Annotated in this window: 14 protein-coding genes; 6 read left to right on the forward strand and 8 right to left on the reverse strand. The window is 60.5% G+C overall.

What is annotated here, in order from left to right:
• Positions 1 to 12: 12 nt before the first annotated feature.
• The 3 genes from CHB97_RS20525 to CHB97_RS20535 form a co-directional block, all read right to left on the reverse strand.
• Positions 13 to 1,080 carry a patatin-like phospholipase family protein gene (locus CHB97_RS20525; protein WP_089289881.1) on the reverse strand — a complete coding sequence of 356 codons (1,068 nt, stop codon included), beginning with the start codon at positions 1,078 to 1,080 and terminating at the stop codon, positions 13 to 15.
• A gap of 170 nt (positions 1,081 to 1,250) precedes the next feature.
• Positions 1,251 to 1,475: a hypothetical protein gene (locus tag CHB97_RS20530; RefSeq protein ID WP_089289882.1), complete on the reverse strand. Its 225-nt coding sequence runs from the start codon at positions 1,473 to 1,475 to the stop codon at positions 1,251 to 1,253.
• 58 nt (positions 1,476 to 1,533) lie between these two features.
• The gene (locus CHB97_RS20535) at positions 1,534 to 2,709 is read right to left on the reverse strand and encodes an ArsA family ATPase (protein WP_089289883.1); all 1,176 of its coding nucleotides are present in this window, start codon (positions 2,707 to 2,709) and stop codon (positions 1,534 to 1,536) included.
• Between the two features lie 214 nt (positions 2,710 to 2,923).
• On the opposite strand from CHB97_RS20535, the gene CHB97_RS20540 reads away from it, so the two are divergent.
• Together CHB97_RS20540 and CHB97_RS20545 are read left to right on the forward strand one after the other, a co-directional pair.
• Complete coding sequence (locus tag CHB97_RS20540) at positions 2,924 to 3,736, forward strand: thioesterase II family protein (protein ID WP_160106089.1); 813 nt, start codon at positions 2,924 to 2,926, stop codon at positions 3,734 to 3,736.
• A gap of 26 nt (positions 3,737 to 3,762) precedes the next feature.
• The gene (locus CHB97_RS20545; RefSeq protein ID WP_089289885.1) at positions 3,763 to 4,719 is read left to right on the forward strand and encodes a patatin-like phospholipase family protein; all 957 of its coding nucleotides are present in this window, start codon (positions 3,763 to 3,765) and stop codon (positions 4,717 to 4,719) included.
• On the opposite strand, the gene CHB97_RS20550 is transcribed toward CHB97_RS20545, so the two are convergent.
• From CHB97_RS20550 to CHB97_RS20570, 5 genes are all read right to left on the reverse strand, one after another.
• A complete protein-coding gene (locus CHB97_RS20550) occupies positions 4,649 to 5,623 on the reverse strand; it encodes a diacylglycerol kinase family protein (protein WP_160106091.1) in 975 nt (324 codons plus the stop codon). The two genes, CHB97_RS20545 and CHB97_RS20550, sit on opposite strands and share 71 nt — an antisense overlap.
• A gap of 419 nt (positions 5,624 to 6,042) precedes the next feature.
• Positions 6,043 to 7,278, reverse strand: coding sequence for a diaminopimelate decarboxylase (locus tag CHB97_RS20555; RefSeq protein ID WP_089289887.1), 1,236 nt, complete (start codon positions 7,276 to 7,278; stop codon positions 6,043 to 6,045).
• 12 nt (positions 7,279 to 7,290) lie between these two features.
• A complete protein-coding gene (locus CHB97_RS20560) occupies positions 7,291 to 7,770 on the reverse strand; it encodes an SET domain-containing protein (protein WP_089289888.1) in 480 nt (159 codons plus the stop codon).
• 130 nt (positions 7,771 to 7,900) lie between these two features.
• A complete protein-coding gene (locus tag CHB97_RS20565) occupies positions 7,901 to 8,719 on the reverse strand; it encodes a methyltransferase (RefSeq protein ID WP_089289889.1) in 819 nt (272 codons plus the stop codon).
• The gene (locus CHB97_RS20570; RefSeq protein ID WP_089289890.1) at positions 8,712 to 10,343 is read right to left on the reverse strand and encodes a PP2C family protein-serine/threonine phosphatase; all 1,632 of its coding nucleotides are present in this window, start codon (positions 10,341 to 10,343) and stop codon (positions 8,712 to 8,714) included. Before CHB97_RS20570 ends, CHB97_RS20565 begins: the two co-directional genes overlap by 8 nt.
• A 178-nt stretch (positions 10,344 to 10,521) precedes the next feature.
• Between CHB97_RS20570 and CHB97_RS20575 the strand changes: the two genes are divergently transcribed.
• Genes CHB97_RS20575 through CHB97_RS20585 form a run of 4 tightly spaced genes read left to right on the forward strand, consistent with a single transcriptional unit; the run spans position 10,522 to position 17,106 of the window.
• Complete coding sequence (locus tag CHB97_RS20575; RefSeq protein WP_089289891.1) at positions 10,522 to 13,677, forward strand: HEAT repeat domain-containing protein; 3,156 nt, start codon at positions 10,522 to 10,524, stop codon at positions 13,675 to 13,677.
• The gene (locus CHB97_RS20580) at positions 13,674 to 14,981 is read left to right on the forward strand and encodes a HAMP domain-containing protein (protein WP_089289892.1); all 1,308 of its coding nucleotides are present in this window, start codon (positions 13,674 to 13,676) and stop codon (positions 14,979 to 14,981) included. The genes CHB97_RS20575 and CHB97_RS20580 overlap by 4 nt, the downstream gene beginning before the upstream one ends.
• The gene (locus CHB97_RS26155; RefSeq protein WP_143271079.1) at positions 14,978 to 15,370 is read left to right on the forward strand and encodes a cyclic nucleotide-binding domain-containing protein; all 393 of its coding nucleotides are present in this window, start codon (positions 14,978 to 14,980) and stop codon (positions 15,368 to 15,370) included. The genes CHB97_RS20580 and CHB97_RS26155 overlap by 4 nt, the downstream gene beginning before the upstream one ends.
• The gene (locus tag CHB97_RS20585) at positions 15,361 to 17,106 is read left to right on the forward strand and encodes an ATP-binding protein (protein ID WP_160106093.1); all 1,746 of its coding nucleotides are present in this window, start codon (positions 15,361 to 15,363) and stop codon (positions 17,104 to 17,106) included. Before CHB97_RS26155 ends, CHB97_RS20585 begins: the two co-directional genes overlap by 10 nt.
• Positions 17,107 to 17,221: the final 115 nt, after the last annotated feature.

Here is a 17,221-nt window from a genome sequence, read left to right on the forward strand (position 1 = left end):
CCGCCCCCAAGGTCACGTCCCCTTGGTCGCGCCGGATGCGCGAGGACTACGGGCACTGCGGCGCGTGGACTGCGCGCCGGCTGTTGGTTCTGCCTCTTCCCCATCATCATCCATCCAGCCGGATGCCTCGATCCAGCGGAAGGTCGGGTCAAGATCGGCTGTCCTGCCCAGCAGCAGTGCCTTCTTACGCAGCTTGTCGACGGGGCTGTCGGGGCTGCCCCCCCGGCTTTTCGACGGCGTCACCACGTTTTCCGGCCATGGGTTCAGGCGGAAAAACGCGTTCCCCCCCAGCAGCAGGGCGCATTGCTCCGTGACCAGTTCCATGGGTGCCGAGACAACCATATCGGTGAACAAGCCGGGGTTGCCAGGCATGAACAGCCATTCACCATAGCCCCAGTCGAGGTTGTACCCTTCAATGGCCGCCACCCCCGCACCGGTGCCCACCGACAGCAGCCTTGTTTCCGGCAATACCGCGCTGGCCGCCATCCGCAATCGCTTAACCTCGTGCAGCAACATACAGAGAGCGGGATTGTTGGCCACGACGCCGCCATCGACGTAGCCCTGGAAGATGGGAAAGGTAATGGGAAAGGCACCGGTGCGCACGCCGACATCGACGGCAAGCTCATCCGCATCCTCGGGGTCTCCACCTTGGCTGTCGAACACCTTGGGTGCCCAGCCCCGATGACCACCCGGCAATTGTTCATCCAGTTTCACAGTGACCGCAACCACACGGTAGTAAAGCTCCTTCAGGCGCCGGTTCCCCAGGCGGGACCGCAGATAAGCCTGCAGGTTGGCATTGTCATAGATGGCCACCTTGCCAGCCAGCGCCCCCAGATCACGCCACAGGCTGCTCTCATAGATGGGGGCGGTTCCGTCCCACAGTTGGAACGCATCGTCCAGCCCGTCGGCGGGGTTCTCATGCGCCGCCATCAGCAATGCGTTCATGCCGCCTGCCGATGTTCCGGCAAATGCATCGGCACGCGCCAGGAACCCCGGAAACTTCTCCTCGATGCGTTGCAGCATGGTCAGTGTGGCCAGGGACAGCACACCCCCGCCATCCATCGACAATAGCCGTCTCATGCATGGCCTCCCTCAAAGTGACGTGAGTACACAGAGGAACAATGTGAAAAGGGGAGTGCTGCCATCAGCGCACCGCCGATGACCCACCCAACATGCGTAGAGGCGATTGCCCCTTCATATCAGCGGCATGAGCATCCGGCGCATGTCCCTGAGCGGGGACATAATGCGCCTTACTCGACCGTAACCTTGCGCGGGCGGCGACCGCCCTCCAGCAGCTTCAGACGGCGATCGATCACCTGCTGATAGCCAGCCAGGATTTCCGATTGGGCCTTCAGATATTGAATCTCCAGGATCGACCGGGATTCATCGTCGAGCATCAGAGCACCGTTCAAGCCGCTGACCAAATTGCCCAGCAATTTCCGCAGACCACCGGCCTCTTCCTCGAAATCCTTCATGGCACGCCCCTCCTGCTGGTGGAATGTTGAGAGTATACGCCCCCAACGAGAAAAAATGCTAAAATCTGATCTGAAGAACGCCATCGACCATCTTTGCGCTCTGCACATCCTTTGACAGGACGGAGCGCGGCAGCGGCACATGCCGTTTGAAGGTGCCGATGCGGATGGTCAGATCCTCCTGATGGCGGCTGATATCCAGGTCGCTCTTGTCAACGAAAGGCAGGTTGATGGTCAGCAGATACCCCTCACCTTCCTTGGTGAAGGTATAGGGGGCACCCTTGTGGTAGAACTGGGCCGGGTCGCCACCGCTGAACAGGGCGTCGGCCACGCGTTGCAAATTGCGCACACCGATCACTTCATCGTCGAACAGAGGCAGCGACACGGTCGGCACCGGATCGAAATACTCCCGTACCTCTTGAGCATAGACAGTCTGCGCCTTCACCCAGCGCGAATAATAGCCGTCGGGCGTATCGGGCAACAGACGGTTTATGACGATGCGGTCAACCGCGACGCCGTACATGTTGAAATACATGAAAGCGCGCTGCGTTTCGCGGATCACCATCTTTTCCGCCTGGGTGACGAGGCGAACGCTTGTGGTCTCAGGGTCGACCAGCATCTTGTCAACACCGGTGATGCGCTCGAACAGCTGCATCATGGCGGTGAAATATTTCTCGTCAGGCAACTTGTAGTCTGTGAAGCGCTTGGCGATGGGGCCGGCGAACCGCACGATGTTGCGGTCCACATTGAAGCGCTTGCGCACATACCATTCGATGGTAGAGGTCATGGATACGAAACGCAGACTTTCGCTGGTCGGCGGGCAATCCAGCACGATTACGTCGTATTTTCCTTCCGACATATATTTATTGACGTACATCAGGGCTATAACATCTTCCATCCCTGGAATGACCGCCACTTCCTCCGCGATCACGTCGGTCAGGCCGGACGAGGTCATCAGCATGGCGAGATAGCGGTAGATGTCACCCCAGTGCTTCTCAATCTCCATCTGCACGTCGATTTCCTGGACGTCCAGGTTTTCCGCCGCGCGGACTGGTTCGCCGCCATTATGGTCGAACAGCCCGCGGGGCAGGTCGAAACAATCGAACAAGCTATGCGCGAGATCGAAGGAGACAACGATCGTGCGATGGCCTTTTTGCGCGCAGGCCAACCCGGTCGCTGCCGACACCGTGGTCTTGCCCACACCGCCCTTGCCAGACATAAGGATGATACGTGGCATCTCTATCCATTTCGGCGACGCCAAACACGCCGCTTATGATCTTTGGGAAAGGCACCCCGGAGAAACCGGTATCGCATACGTTGGTTAATTTGTCTTAATCCATTAGCGGTGCGGAGGGCAAATGAATTATATATGCGCTGCACACCAGCACGAACCGGGCGGGCTTTCCTGTCTACTCGCAAGCTATATTCATTTTGGCTGGGCATGGTCTGAAATGACTTATTCTAATATTGCAAGCGACCCAACATTGCCAAAGAACGCCCTGTCCGGCAAGCAGACACCGTGGATCGTGCCCTGGCACCGGTCTGCGCAACCCTGCGTGACGCTGGTGGCGTTTCCCCATGCCGGTGGCACCGCCTCCATGGCCCGGTCCTGGCCAGGGGGCTTACCGGCATGGGTGGACGTAGTGGCGGTGCAATATCCGGGACGGGAAACACGAATCGGAGAAGAACCCTACGCCCGTGCTACACCAATGGTAGAGGCGATCACCGAGGCCTTGGCGCCCGCCCTTTCGGGGCCGGTCTGTTTCCTGGGGCATTCGATGGGAGCACTGCTGGCCTTTTTGACAGCGCGCCGCCTGGCCGCCCGCGGGCACCGGCCGCCCGACCATCTGATTGTGGCCGGCCGGCGCGCGCCCCACCTGCCCGACCCCTTCGAACAGGCGCACGCTCTGCCGCAGGACCAGTTCCTGGCTCGTCTGCGGCGCATGAACGGCACACCTGCCGCCGTGTTCGACCATGCGGAGCTGATGGAACTCCTGCTGCCCATGCTGCGCGCTGATTTCGCGGTTAACGAGACCTACCGACACGACGATGACACCCCCGCCCCCTGCCCGGTCACAGCGCTGGGCGGCACGCGCGACCCGATGGCGCGACCCGACGAGTTGGAGGCATGGCAGACACAGGCACCCCAGGGCTTGACCACGCGCCTGTTTGAAGGCGACCATTTCTTCATCCGCTCCGCCCAGGCAGCAGTCCTGGAACATGTGACGGACATCCTCTCCGGGCTGAGATCCCATGCCAGCTGAAGCAACCCGAGAACCACCGAGGCGTCATGTCGACCATCCGTATCCTGGCGCTTGATGGCGGGCCGCGCGGCCTGCTGATGAACAGCATCCTGCTGCGGCTGGAGAATGAGCGGCCGGGCCTGCTGGACAGTATCGACATCTTTGCCGGCACGTCGGCGGGCAGCATCTCCGCAGCCCTCATCGCCGCCGCCGCCACCCCACGCGAAGGCGTGAAGAACGCCATCGAGTTCTGGCGGCGCTGGCGACCCTTTGCCCAGTCCAAACAAAAGAATTCCCGTTCCTGGATGGCACTGGCCGGGCTCAGCGCCTTCATGACACATGCCTCAATCTATCGTAATCTGGAGGAAATGCTGGGCGACAGGCGACTTTCCGACCTGCCGCGCAAGCTGCTGATTCCCAGCTTCTGTCTGGATAATGAAGCATCCTTGCGCGAAAGACGGCAATGGTCGGTGCGCATCTATCACAACCTGCTGCCCGAACTGCTGGATGATGATGACCGGGTGCTGGACATCTGTATGCGGTCCAGTTCCATTCCCATGGTGCATCCTGTCTATCAGGGCCATATCGATGGGGGGCTGTTCGCCAACAATCCCGCCCTGTGCGCGGTGGTGACGGCCCTGGATTTCGAGGATACGAGCCTGCCGCAGGTCGAGGTTCTGTCGCTTGGCCAAGGCATCACCAGTACCTACATGCCGCTCACACGCGGCGATGTCGGCTATGGCAAGTGGCTGCTGGATAAGGATAATCCGATCGCCATCATCAAGGTGGTGATGGAGAGCAACATGCAGGCCATCAATTACCAGTGCAGCCGTCTGCTGGAGGATCGGTTCATCCGCTTCGATCCCGTGCTGAACAGCGATGTCGAACCCGATCCCAAACGCCCCTTCACCGAGTATAATAACCGGCAGGAATTCATGGCGGCACAGCTGGACCTGCGGCAGGTGTTGAGCCGGCTGGAAGCGGCGAACTGGCCGGCACGATGATCCGGCGGCGCTGCGGATGCAGCGTCAGGGTAATGGGCAGCTGGGCCCCCAGATCGCCGTCCAGCTGAACCGGGGCGTCAGTATCGTCCGCATCCCGCGCCTCCAGCACCACCCGGCGCGAAGGGATGATGCGCACATCCGGCAGCAAATGTACCCGCCCGCACAGCACGGCCAGCACATCGCGCAGCAGGGCGCGGCGGCTGGCCTGCGGGAACAGCACCACCTGCAGGATGCCCGATGTCAAATCGGCGTCGCGTGCAAGGATGAAGCGGCCACCATAATGCCGCCCCTTGCACACCACTACCGATGCCGCCTCATATTCCCCGTCATCCAGCAAGACGCGGTAACGCTGGCGACGGAAGCGCAGCAGGCCCACCAGACCGGCCAGCACATAGGCACCTTTACCGATGAAGCGTTTCAGCCGCAGGTTGGCACCCGCCACCACGCGCGCATCATAGCCGGCACCCGCCATCAGCAGGAAAACCCGTCCCCCGCCGGTGCCCAGATGGATGTTGCGTTCCAGGCCACCCAGCAGCGTATCGGCAATAGCGTCGATGCCACTGCCAAGCCCGATTTCTGTGGCGAAAACATTGGCGGTACCGAGTGGGATCAGCCCGATGGGCAAGTCTATCCCCGCGGGCAGGCCGTTGAACACGGCATTCAGGGTGCCGTCGCCTCCGGCCACGATAACAGCGTCCAGCGCCCCATATTGACCGATCTTAGCCGCCAGCTGCTCCACCGCATCGCGTCCGGGTGCCTCCTGCAAAAGCACCTCCAGCCCGGCGCGGCGCAACCTGTCCAGGACCAGCACCATGCGGTCGCGGCGCCGTGGTGCCAGCCTGGCATTGAAGATGACCAGCACACGCCCAAGCAGCGGCCGGCCGATCGCATCGCTATCTCCCACCCTGACATTCCCCTGCTTCAGCACCGCCCACCCGCCAAGCGGACACAACGGCATTTGACCACAACTGACAAGGGTGAATGACAAGTGCTGCGGGATCAAGATATCGTTATGAGAGCTGCCCCCCTGAAGAAACGCTGCGACTGGCTTGACGGGGGCATCAGACACAGATCCCGAACGATGCCCGCCGGAAGAGGCATCTCATACCCATCTCCCTTGATCGTGACCGATCCAGGGAGGTTTTGCGCTCCCTCATGCGCCGGGCGGGCGCATCCGCGCCCTTGGCTTACGCGCCACGAGGTGCTGAGCCGGCAGTCGCAGCATTACCATCGGTCAAGAATTTTGACCGATGGTATTACTAAGGTATCTTCGCGCATGGATGGCCCACGGGCGGTTATGGCTATGCTTTCGCTGCGAATTGCTTAAGCAACAACGCCCTGCAACAGCAGGTGTTCTGTTGCGGGGCTTCGCATACAATGATTGGATGCCATGGCCGCTGCATAGCCGCCAGCGTTCAAAAGTGCCAGATAATCTCCCTCCCGCATGACCGGTAACGGCCTGTTCTGGGCAAACAGGTCCAACGCTTCGTTGATATTGCCGGCAATGGTGGCTTGTTTAAGCGCTGATGGAGCCCAGGCTTCGGCCACATCCGTATTCAACACCGCAGGCACCGGTTCACAGGGTAGGTTGTAAAAAGCGGGCTCAATCGCCAGATTGAAGCCGCCATCAACACCGTAGAACAGCGTGTTCCGCTTTTCCTCAGCCAGTGTCACCTGCAGCATCAGCACGCCGGCATCCTTGACAATATAGTCACCCGGTTCAACCCAGACCGATACGCCATAACCGCTGAAGTTCTGCCGGATCAGTGCCGACCAGGCGTCCAAATCCAGCGGACGATCAGTGGCAACATGCGGAACGCCCAGCCCGCCACCCAAGTTGACCAGCCGTGGCCGGTCCAGTTGATCCAGGAACCAGCGGCATTCCCGCAGCACGGACCCCCAGGCATCCAACTGGGCGTTCAGATAACCGCAGCCGACATGAAAATGGATGCCGTCGACGGTCAACCCCGCCTGCCGTGCCAGTTCCAGCGCTTCGGTGAACTGCTCCCGATAGATGCCGAATTTGGACGTGCGGTCGCCGCTGTAGCACAGCAAATCATTGTCACCATAGCCCACCCCCATCGCGGGGTTGACCCGGATACCGATGGACCGGCCGGGCATCAGCCTGCCTAATCGACGGATCATCGACAGGCTGTCCGCATTGATCCAGATGCCCGGCTGCCGCGCCAGAACCGCTAGGTCGGCGTCAGAAACGGATGTCGCCGTATATGAAATCTCTGCGGTGTCAAAACCGCACTGCACCGCGTGACGCACCTCTGCCGGGGAACAGGCGTCGATACCGCACAGGCCCGACATCTTCATCCAGGTCAGCAGCGGAGCGAAACGGTTGGCCTTCATGGCATATCGGATGGAACTATCCATGCCCGTGGCATCCAACGCCCGCTTCAACCGGCGCAGATTGTCCAGCACCCGTTCACCGGAATAGAAAAAGGCGGGACCACCCGCAGCAGCAGCGGCGGCGGCCAAATCGTGGCCGCCCAGCAGCAGCCGGTTGCTGACATAGCGTAGGTCCGGGCGCGCCCACCAGAAATCAACCATGATACCGCCTACCTATTTCCTGGGCGTTTCACGCCGACCGATGATCCACCCCCGGCAGTTGGGTGCCCCGCACAGGCAGGGAAATTGCTTGAACAGCACATCCTCAGTGTAGGCGTAATCAATCACCATCGGTTCACCCGGCGCGATGTCCCGCAGCGCCAGCAGTTCAAAACGCTGCATGTCGAGGCGGCAGTTCGGATCGCAGGAATGCAGCAGATAGCCGCTGAAATAGGGATCATACAGATGAACGCCGGAACTGATCTGCAGCGTATGCTGCATCACCGCATGACTGATCGATCCGCTGACCCTGGCAATACGTTGCCCGGCCTTGAAGGCGCGCACGGCATAGACACCCTGCCCTTTGCCCGCTTCCTGCCGGAGGATGGTGCAGTCAGCTTCTGTAGGATAGCCCTCACCCAATGCAAAGGCATTTGGATATAGGGGGCGTGCAGTTTCGGGGACCGGCGGGGCCGATTGATCATCCGTCTGCATAAGGTGCCTTTTACGAGTTCAATGACAATGCAACTTCGCGGGGGGCGATCCGCCCATCAGTCCATATCAAGGCTTACGCCATCGCCCGAATTACGCAAGCAACCAAATGCAGTGTACATGAACGCCGCAATCAGCCTTCTGAAGGAGCCAGATGCAGCAGGCGAACATTGGGGGCAGCGGTCAGAACATTGACGCGCATCTTCCCGGCAGCACCAATGATATCGGCGATGTCACTATCAGGCAGCGTACCGCAATTCAGCCAAAGCTGGGTGGGCCAACCCAATTGCTGCACGGCCCGCACCAGTTCCTGATGCGTGCCGGTACGCCCCGACAGCGGAAACGCCGATGTCGGCGGCATATTGTGATAATGGCCGGCGTCACGATCATCGCCATACAGGGTCGTATCGTCGCCCCAGGGCAGGTCCGCATAGGCGATATCGGGCGGGGGACGATCCCCCCAGGCTGCGAACATGTCGCTTTCAAGCACCTCCAGCCCCACACCGTGCCGCGCGGCATTCTCCCGGCAGAGATCAATGACCGCCGCATCCAGTTCCAGCCCGGTAATCGACAGTCCCGGCACCTCCAGCAGCAGGGTGATGGCCAGCACCCCTGCCCCCACCCCAATCTCTGCTGCGCGAAGTGGGGCAGGCTGCAATCGCGCCCAATCACCGACCGTCTTCACCAGATGCACCGTCTCCGGGTCGGTGACATAGGCACGGCGGTCAATGGCAAACTGACGTCCGGCAAAGCTGATCTGGCCCAGAATGTAAGCCAGCGGATCACCATGCAGGCGACGTTTAAGATAGCGCCGGAAACGTGCCAGATCGCCCCTGCTGGCCGCGATCAGCGCATCAATCTCCGTGTCTGGAATGCCCTCCTGCGCCCAGGCCCCCGGATAAAGGTGCATAAATTCGGCGACCACTGCGGCGGTCCCGATCGGATCAGACACGAGCCCCCTCCCCCAGAAACCGAATGGCCAGCAGGGTCAGGTCGTCAGATTGTTCGGCCCCGTCCGCAAACACGGCAACACTGTCACGAACCCAGTTATTCAGGCCGCGTGGTGCCGTGCCAAGGGACATTTGAGCCAGCCGTCCGCATAGCCGTTCAATACCATAAAGGCGACCTTCAGGGTCCATCGCCTCTGTGATCCCGTCGGTGTAAAGCAGCAGCGTGTCGCCGGGATTGAGCCGGAACTGGCCAGCCTCGTAAGGATAATCATCCATCACCCCAAGCGCCAACCCCTGGACCTTTTTCACCTTACGGATGGTTCCGTCGGCGGCCAAGATCAGCGGCGCGTCATGACCCCCGTCACAGAAATCAACCTGCCCGGTACGGATATTCAGGATGCCGGCACATACGGTGATGAAAAGTTCCTGCGGATTTTCATCACAGAGCTGACGGTTCAGCAGTTCCACCACCTTGGCAATATCCAGCGGCGGCTGTGTCGGGGCTGCTATGGAGTTTCCTTTGAAAAGGGTCTTGGCGACCGCCATGAATAGCGCCGCGGGGACCCCCTTGCCGGAGACATCCCCCACGATAAAGACCAGATGGTCCTCCCCGATCATGAAGTAATCGTAAAGGTCGCCACCAACAGCCTTGGCAGGCTCCATCAAGCCATGCAGGTCGAACTGTGGGTGTTGCGGAAATGGCGGATCGCGCCGGGGCAGCAGGCCCAGCTGTATCTCACGGGCAGCCGACAACTCACCTTCCACACGTTCCTTGGCGGCGGTTGTTTCCTTCAATGCCTCCACATAAACACCCAGCCGCCGGATCATCTCCGTCAAAGCCTGGGCAAGGGAACCAACCTCATCCCGGCGCTGGCCCGCAATCTCCGCGATCTTGTTCGCCCCGTCCTTGTCAATGCTCTCGCCAACCAGGGTGCGGGTGCGTTCCGTCAGCACGGTCAGGGGCTTGATGATCCGTGAAATGACCAGTTGGCCACCAACGAACATCAACAGGAACCCGACACCACCGATCAGCAGGGCACCCCGCAGGGCGGCATTGGTCTGCTGACGCACAAAATCGACGCTGAGATCGGCACCGGCAACAAACACTTTGCCCGATGGGGTGGTGACGGGCACGAAGACAGATCGGAAGGTGCCGTAACTGTCGGTCAAATTATCATCGAACTGGATCTGCTTTGTCCTGAATGCCTGAAAGAGGACGGGCGACGCTGTGTCGTAAAGATGAAAGAAACGGTCGTAGGTGCCATCGGCAAACTCCTCATCCGTGGCATTGGTCGCCGTTGTATGGATGCTGTCGCCGAACTGCATATAGGTATAGACATAGGCAAAGCCTGTTTCGCGGGCGTACGCGTTGAGCCGCCGCATGATCCGTTCGTAATCAGCCTCGGATACGGAATCAGGCCCGACGATCCTATCATGATACTCCTGGCCGGTATAAAGCTCCACCGCGCGGGCGGCTGCCAACAGGCGTGCATCAATCCCGGCCAACGTTGCCGCCCGTTCACGGTGGTATGAGAACCATGTGTAGGCGACGGCACTGGCCAAGCTGAAAACAAACAGCAGCAGCAGCAGCTTGGCCCTGATATCCAGCCGATATCTCATGATCATCCTGCCTGTCCGGGCACTGGACCGGAATTGACGACGTTTGCTGTCATCCCTGTTTCCCCCATGCCAAAGGCCCAGACAACAGGGCTCACATGACCTTGCAAAAATGCGTTATCACGGTCATACGTGATTGTACAATTCTTCAACGTCCGCACGCTCTGCGGTAATCCGGTTAGGGCCTATGATCAACGCGATCCTGCGCGCATTCGGGCTTGACCGCGACGACCTTGGAAAGCTGCTACCCTTTGCATCCCTTGCCTTTCTTCTGCAAACCGGCCTCAGCATCGGCATGAGCGCGGGGGACGCGCTGTTCGTTTCCGGGGCGGGGGCCGCCAACCTGCCCTATATCTACATGGCCACGGCGGGGGCCATGCTGATCTACACACCCACCATGGCCTATGTTTCCGGTCGGTTTGGTGCGGATGGTGCGTTGACGCTGGCCCTGCTGGTGCTGACGGCCAGTGGCGTCCTTGTATGGACGGGGTTGTCCAATACCGATATCCTGCCGCCCTTGGTCGCGCAGGGGTTGCCTTATCTGGTTCGGCTATATTCCGCCATCTGGTTTATCGGCCTTTATACCCTGTACTGGAACTTTGTTGATGATTACTTCGACATTCAGGACGGAAAGCGGCTGTTCGCGCTGTTGAGCGCCGGTACGGCCCTGGGCGGCATCACCGGGGGCACCATTGTCAATACCATTGCCGAACATCTGCCGGTTGCCACGCTTTACCTGCTATGGGCAGCGCTGGCCCTTGCAACGCTGCCTTTGCTGCTGACAATCAAACGTCGCTGGCCGCAATTAAGCGAACACGCAGACCTGGATGCAGGCGAGACGGGGCACAAAACCTTGGCCGCCATCGGTGAGGGTCTGCGCAGTTCGCGCTATATCCCGATGGTAGTCGGGGTTTTCCTGTTGTCCTTGTTGATGGGGAACATAAACGAATTCCAATATCTATCCGTCTTTGCCCAAGGACGGGATGAAACAGATCTGGCCCGGCTTTTTGGGGAGCTTTACGGAACGGCCAGTGCGTTGACACTGGTCATCAATCTGTTTGTCTTCAACCGTCTGGTGCTGCGGCTTGGCGTCCGTTCGGTGGCCTTGATCGTTCCCAGCGCCTATATGCTTGTGTTCAGCTTCTATTTCGCAGATTTCGGCCTGGGGCCCGCGCTGTTGGGTTTCATGCTGCTGCAGGGCGTCGTGCCGGCCATTGACTTCAATAACTTCAATTTCCTGTTCAACGCGATTGATGAAAAATACCGCAAGCAGGTGCGCACCGTGGTGGAAGGGCTGTGCGAGCCCTTTGTCACCGCCTTTGCCGGTGTCGCCCTGTTGCTTCTGCGCAATGACCTGAGCCCGGAACAATTATCCGCCGTCGCCATGCTGCTGGCCCTGGCATTGATTCTGCTGGTCCTCGCGCTGCGTGGCAGTTACCGGCAATCCATGGTCGCCAACCTGCGTCACGGGTGGCTGGATTTCGGACGCGAGCATTCGCCAGCACGCGATGAACAGGAATTGCAGTCACTGCGCCGGCTGGCTGCCGATCCCGTGGTACCGGAAGACGTGCAGATCAGCGCGCTGGATATGCTGATCCAGCCCGGCCAATGGCTTACCACCGATCTGAAGCTGCTGCTGCAATTCATTGATGGTGCCAGTCCCCGCGGGCAGGTGGAGGCACAGCGCCTGCTTCGCCGGGTGCTGGCGGATGGGGCGGGCCGGCAGTTGTTGCATCTGGCTGATGACCCGTCCCGCGCAGCCCTGTGGTCGCGCCCTGCGATGGTGGCGGAATTTGGGGCACATTATCTGCTGGACCGGGGCCGCATTGAGGGGCTGCACCAGCGGCTGGCGGAACCCGACATGGCCGCCGCCGCCGTCATCGCCCTTTGGAATAGCAGCGACCCAGACCATTGCCGAACAGCACTTACCCGCCTCAGCGAACTGCGCAAGGGTGATGAACAGGAACGGCTGGCCGCGGTGCAAGCCCTGGGCCGGCTGGGTGAGGAGCGTTTCGCGCACCTGATCATAGATTTTCTTACCGACGCCGCGCCCGAGGTGCGGCACGGCGCGCTGGTCGCCCTGCACGAAATGGGGCCGCTGAAGACCTTACATTTGACGGAGCATATTCTGTCGGCGATCCGCCGGGCCTCGCCCGAAACACGCGCCGTCGGGATTGCGGTGCTGACCTCCGCCAATGATCCAACCGTGCTGCTTCCCCTGCTGGAACTGGCCGATCTGCTGACCCCGTTCGAACGCCGCGCATTGGAAAAGGCGGCCGCCGGGCTTGGAAAAGCGGCTATTCCCACGCTGGTGCGGGTCTTGCGCGACCGGCAGTACGGCTTTGGCAGCCGGGCGGTGGCCGCCCGAACGCTGGCCCGCCTTTCCGCCACCCAATTCGCCGCAGCAACGCGCGGGCTGGCTGCGGCGGAACTGCGCCATGCCTATACGGCCGAACAGAACCAACAGCTTGTCCCGACATTGGACGGGTCGACCGGTTGCATGATGTTGCGCCGGGTCTATCATGACCAGCAGCAGGATTGCCTGGAACTGACCCTGCTGCTGGTCTCCTTGGGCGGCGGGTTGCCGAATTTTGAACTCCTGGTGGCTTCCCTGGGGTCTGATAATCCGAAGGTCAGGGCAAACGCACTGGAGGCGCTGGAACAGGCCGCCGATCACACGGTTTTCAGTTTGATCCGGGGGCTGGTGAATGTCAGTGCCAGCCAGGAGCGGCGGCAACGCCACGCCAGCAGCGCCCCCGCAACCGCCCCTGGAGACTTTTTCCGCCGCGCGCTTGAAAGCGAAATGCCGCTGGAGGCCGCCGCCGCTGCGCAGGCACTGCGCGATCTTGAGGGGGAGCGGGCACTGCCTGCCCTGCGGGGCCGCATGCGCCAAGGCCGTTCGGATTTGACACAACAGACGGTACTGGACCTGCTGCATCTTGAAAGCAGCAGCCTGCGCCTGACCCCCGTGGCGAAACTGGCTGCCCTTTCCAATTGCGACCTATTTCAATCCTCCCCCTTGCGCGATCTGCTCACCATCGTGGCCGCCAGCGAACAGTGCGAGATTGACGAAACCTCCCTGTTCGAGCCCGGTGAACGCGCCGACAACCTGTTCCTGATCCTGCGTGGCGCTGCCATACTGACCCACCCGGACGGTAGCAAGACGGAACATCTAAGCCCAAGCCTGATCGGCATGGAGGCACTGCATCGCCCCCGCTATGAAAGTGAAGCATTCATGGCGGATGGCGAGGTTCTGGTAATCCCGGCCCAGGTCATCCTGGCGGCAGCGCAAGCCTATCCAAGGCTGGCAACCCGCCTGTTCCAGCAGCGGGTGGCGGCATGATCCGGGGAATAAGATACAGCCTGCAGGGGCTGTTGCTGGCAGCGCTGATCCCCGCCCTGGTGGCAACAACGTTGATCGTCGCGATCATCGCCTATCAGGAGATGCGCAACAGCATCATTGCCGGGTTTGATGCGAAACTGACTGCCGTGGGTACCACTGTTTCATCCCTGATCGATCCAGCGGAACACGCCACCCTGCTGGCCGCCGTGCGCGCGGGCCAACAGGGGGAAGAGATTGAAAACAGCGACCTTTTCCAGAAAGCCGTCGCCCCCCTGCGACAGATTAGAAAGGAATTGGGTCTGACATATCTTTATACCCAGGCCCCAAAGGGGGGGCTGGATATCATCTATGTTCTGGATGCCAATACAGACGAAAACCACTCACCCCCGGGCACAATCGACAGTTTGCCGGCAGCAGATGCCGGCAACATCCTGTCCGTACTGGATTCGGGCCAGCCCCACATAACGGATATTCAGCAATGGCAACAATGGGGTTTGATCAAGACCGCTTTCGTGCCCCTGCCCGCCACCGACGGCCATTACCAGGGGATGGTCGGGGCGGATGTTGATATCTCTACCATCAATGGTCAGTTAAGGGTTGCGTTGGTCAGCGCGGGGCTGATCGGTGCCGGCGTTCTGCTGACCAGCCTTGCTGTCGCCTTACCCGCCGCCCGCCGGATTGCCGACCCGATTGCCGCCATGAAGCTGGCCGGCTTCCGCCTCGCCGCTGGTGAAATGGCTGTCAGCGTTACACCCCACGGTGCCACAGAATTGCAGGATCTGGCACGGGCCTTTAACAAAATGCGAGGGGAGGTGCAGCAGGAAATGGCGCTGGTGGATGCCGCCGAACGGCGCACGGAATGGGGACGGCGCGCCAACGCCCTGCTGCGTCTGCTGAATGAACGCGCCCCGGCAACCACCCGTCAGGTCGTGCCGGGTGATACACTGCTGGACGGTGCCATCAGCTTTCAGGATGGTGCCATCGCCTGGCTGACACTGGCGGGTCAGGAGCCGCTGCGGGCGCGCATTCGCCATCTTCAGGTTCAGCATCTGGCCAGCGACGCGCGTTCCCTACAGCAGGCGGAAGCCAGGCTGTTACCCTTGCTGGGCCATGATCTGCTGTGTCTTTTCCGCGTGCAGGGGCATGGCGTAACCGTGCATAGCCGGATCGGGCTGACGCTGGCGGATGGCACGGTTCTGCCCCCCGGTACCTGTATCGTGCCATTGCATCGCGAACAGCTGTTGACCGTGACGGGCGATGGACGCCGGATGACCTTCGCTCCATACCAGGGGGATGCGGGATGAGCGACGTGGAACGGCTGTTCAAGTTGCACATGACCCCGCCTTTCGACAGGTTACGTCGGGAGGAACTGAGCGTCATCGCCAGGGTATCGCGTGAAATCCGCTGGCAGCCAGGGCAAATCATCGCCGGCCCGGACCAGCCACTGCGCCACCTGCTGATTATCCGCCAGGGGGCCGTCACCCTTGTGGGAAGGCCCCTGCCCCCCATTATCGGGGCTGGCGCATTGCTGTTTGAACAGCCGCTACCTGGGCCGCTGGTGGCCGACCTGACCCAAGGTGCCGCCGGCCTTACCATCAACCGGGGACATTTTTTTACCATCGTTAATGAATGTCCGGGCTTGCTGGTGGCGTTCCATGAATGCGCCGGGGATATGGTGAGCCCATGGCCATGAGCTTATCATTACGCACCCGGATTGCTTGGCTGTTCGTGCCGCTGTTGCTGCTGCTCTCCGGGCTGGGCGGTGGCCTGCTTCTGCTGGGGCATTATAAACAGACCCTGTGGGGGCTGGAGCAGCAGGCGGCAAGCGTGGCAGTCACCCTCACCCGGATGATCGGAAAAGGGAACCCACCCGCACCATCGGCGCTTTCCAGGGTCATGGATTCCAATCAGATCACGGCATTGCGCATGACCGATGCCACAGGTCTGGAACAGCTTGCCATAGGCAGGTTCCAGGCCGTTCCAACGTCGATCACCGCCGCCGCCCCGGTGGTGACTTTGCCGGAAACACTGGATGGTGATCAGCCGGTACAGGTTTCTATCCGCCTGGAAACGGGTGGCATGCTGTCGCTGGAAATATCGACGGCACGGGCGGCGGCGGAGATAAGGCACATACGCTGGATCGCCCTGGGGCTACTGGCGGTTGGGTTTGTCGCTGGCCTGTGTGCCATGCTGGCCGTTGCCGGCCCTATCAGCCGCCGGCTGCGCCTTCTGGAACAGCGCATGGGCTTGCTGTCGCAAGGCAGACTGGAAGGCGTGCCAGCGATCAGCGGCATTCAGGAAGTGGAGGATCTGGACGAGGCGCTGCGCACCATGCACAGTGTACTGAGGGCGCGCCGCGACCGCACCGCACGGCTCAGCGTTGAAAATGAACAGTTCAGGACCGTCAACGACTTGGTCGAAACCCTGACGGAGGCAACGCAGCCCGATATCGACGGCACATTGATGGGTCGGCAAGTCGTCGGCAGGCATATCGGCAGCGATGTGGGGCACATATTGCGGCTGATCCCGCAGGGAGAAACCGGATATATTCTGTTGGGAAATGTTCAACTGGCCGACCCAATTGACCGCATCCTGCGCGCTGGTGCCATTGGCAATCTGGTTGCCGCACGGCTGTCCCAAGGGGCCAGCGCGGAACAGGCGCTGGCAGATATCGCCACCGATAATGATCGTCTGCTGCTGTTGAGCTGGGGTGCCGGGCCCGCGACACGCAAGGTCGAATGGCGGGCCGGCAAGCTCCATACCGAGGACTGTGCCGATACCGACATTCTGGCTATTGGTCTGCTGACGGGCGGTGGCGAACGGTTGCTGCGTCAATATATGGAGCGGTTCAACGATGTGGCGCTGGAAGCGCGTGCCGCCGATCTGTCAACAATCCTGCGCCGACACTGTGTCGGTTCCTATGTCTTGATCACCAATCCCGACACAACAGGGGGAAACACGCGGGGGCAACCTGACATCAAAGAGATTGCCAGCCTTGATCTCGTCCTGAACAGCGATTTGGTTGAAATCCGCCGGCTTGCTACGGCGTTTGAAGAATTCTGCACGCAAAATAACATTCCCGCCCAGCCCCTTTTCCAGTTCAATCTCTGCTTTGACGAGTTGCTGAGCAATATCATCCAGCATGGCCTGGAAAATCAGAACGGCCACAGCATTAAAATTGCCATCCGCTTGAGCGATATCATGCTGCAAGCGGAAATAATCGATGACGGGCCCGCGTTCGACCCCTTGCAACGCCCCCTTGTTGATATCGACGCTGATATTAACGAACGCGAAGTCGGCGGACTTGGCATACATATAGTCCGTATGTCAATGGATTCAGTGGCCTATCAGCGCCTGGACGACCAGAATCACTTTCGCTTTGGCCAACAGATTGCCAATTGGAAAAACAGCGCGACGAAGAGTTCTTGAAGGTGATGGATGTTTCCACCGAACAGCTGTTGATTTCCACGCGGAACTGATACCAACCCGCCGAGGGCTTGACCCTTGGCGGATTGGAGGCCGGCGACTGCCGGCCCGCCGCACA

The organism is Azospirillum sp. RU38E, assembly GCF_900188385.1.
Taxonomy (GTDB): Bacteria; Pseudomonadota; Alphaproteobacteria; order Azospirillales; family Azospirillaceae; genus Niveispirillum.

Excerpts from the sequence above, each read along its gene's own strand:
- CHB97_RS20525 (WP_089289881.1), bottom strand. The coding sequence starts at position 1,080 with ATGAGACGGCTATTGTCGATGGATGGCGGGGGTGTGCTGTCCCTGGCC.
- CHB97_RS20575 (WP_089289891.1), top strand. The coding sequence starts at position 10,522 with ATGATCAACGCGATCCTGCGCGCATTCGGGCTTGACCGCGACGACCTT.
- CHB97_RS26155 (WP_143271079.1), top strand. The coding sequence starts at position 14,978 with ATGAGCGACGTGGAACGGCTGTTCAAGTTGCACATGACCCCGCCTTTC.
- CHB97_RS20585 (WP_160106093.1), top strand. The coding sequence starts at position 15,361 with ATGGCCATGAGCTTATCATTACGCACCCGGATTGCTTGGCTGTTCGTG.
- CHB97_RS20555 (WP_089289887.1), bottom strand. The coding sequence starts at position 7,278 with ATGGTTGATTTCTGGTGGGCGCGCCCGGACCTACGCTATGTCAGCAAC.
- CHB97_RS20530 (WP_089289882.1), bottom strand. The coding sequence starts at position 1,475 with ATGAAGGATTTCGAGGAAGAGGCCGGTGGTCTGCGGAAATTGCTGGGC.
- CHB97_RS20535 (WP_089289883.1), bottom strand. The coding sequence starts at position 2,709 with ATGCCACGTATCATCCTTATGTCTGGCAAGGGCGGTGTGGGCAAGACC.
- CHB97_RS20570 (WP_089289890.1), bottom strand. The coding sequence starts at position 10,343 with ATGATCATGAGATATCGGCTGGATATCAGGGCCAAGCTGCTGCTGCTG.
- CHB97_RS20540 (WP_160106089.1), top strand. The coding sequence starts at position 2,924 with ATGACTTATTCTAATATTGCAAGCGACCCAACATTGCCAAAGAACGCC.
- CHB97_RS20580 (WP_089289892.1), top strand. The coding sequence starts at position 13,674 with ATGATCCGGGGAATAAGATACAGCCTGCAGGGGCTGTTGCTGGCAGCG.
- CHB97_RS20545 (WP_089289885.1), top strand. The coding sequence starts at position 3,763 with ATGTCGACCATCCGTATCCTGGCGCTTGATGGCGGGCCGCGCGGCCTG.
- CHB97_RS20560 (WP_089289888.1), bottom strand. The coding sequence starts at position 7,770 with ATGCAGACGGATGATCAATCGGCCCCGCCGGTCCCCGAAACTGCACGC.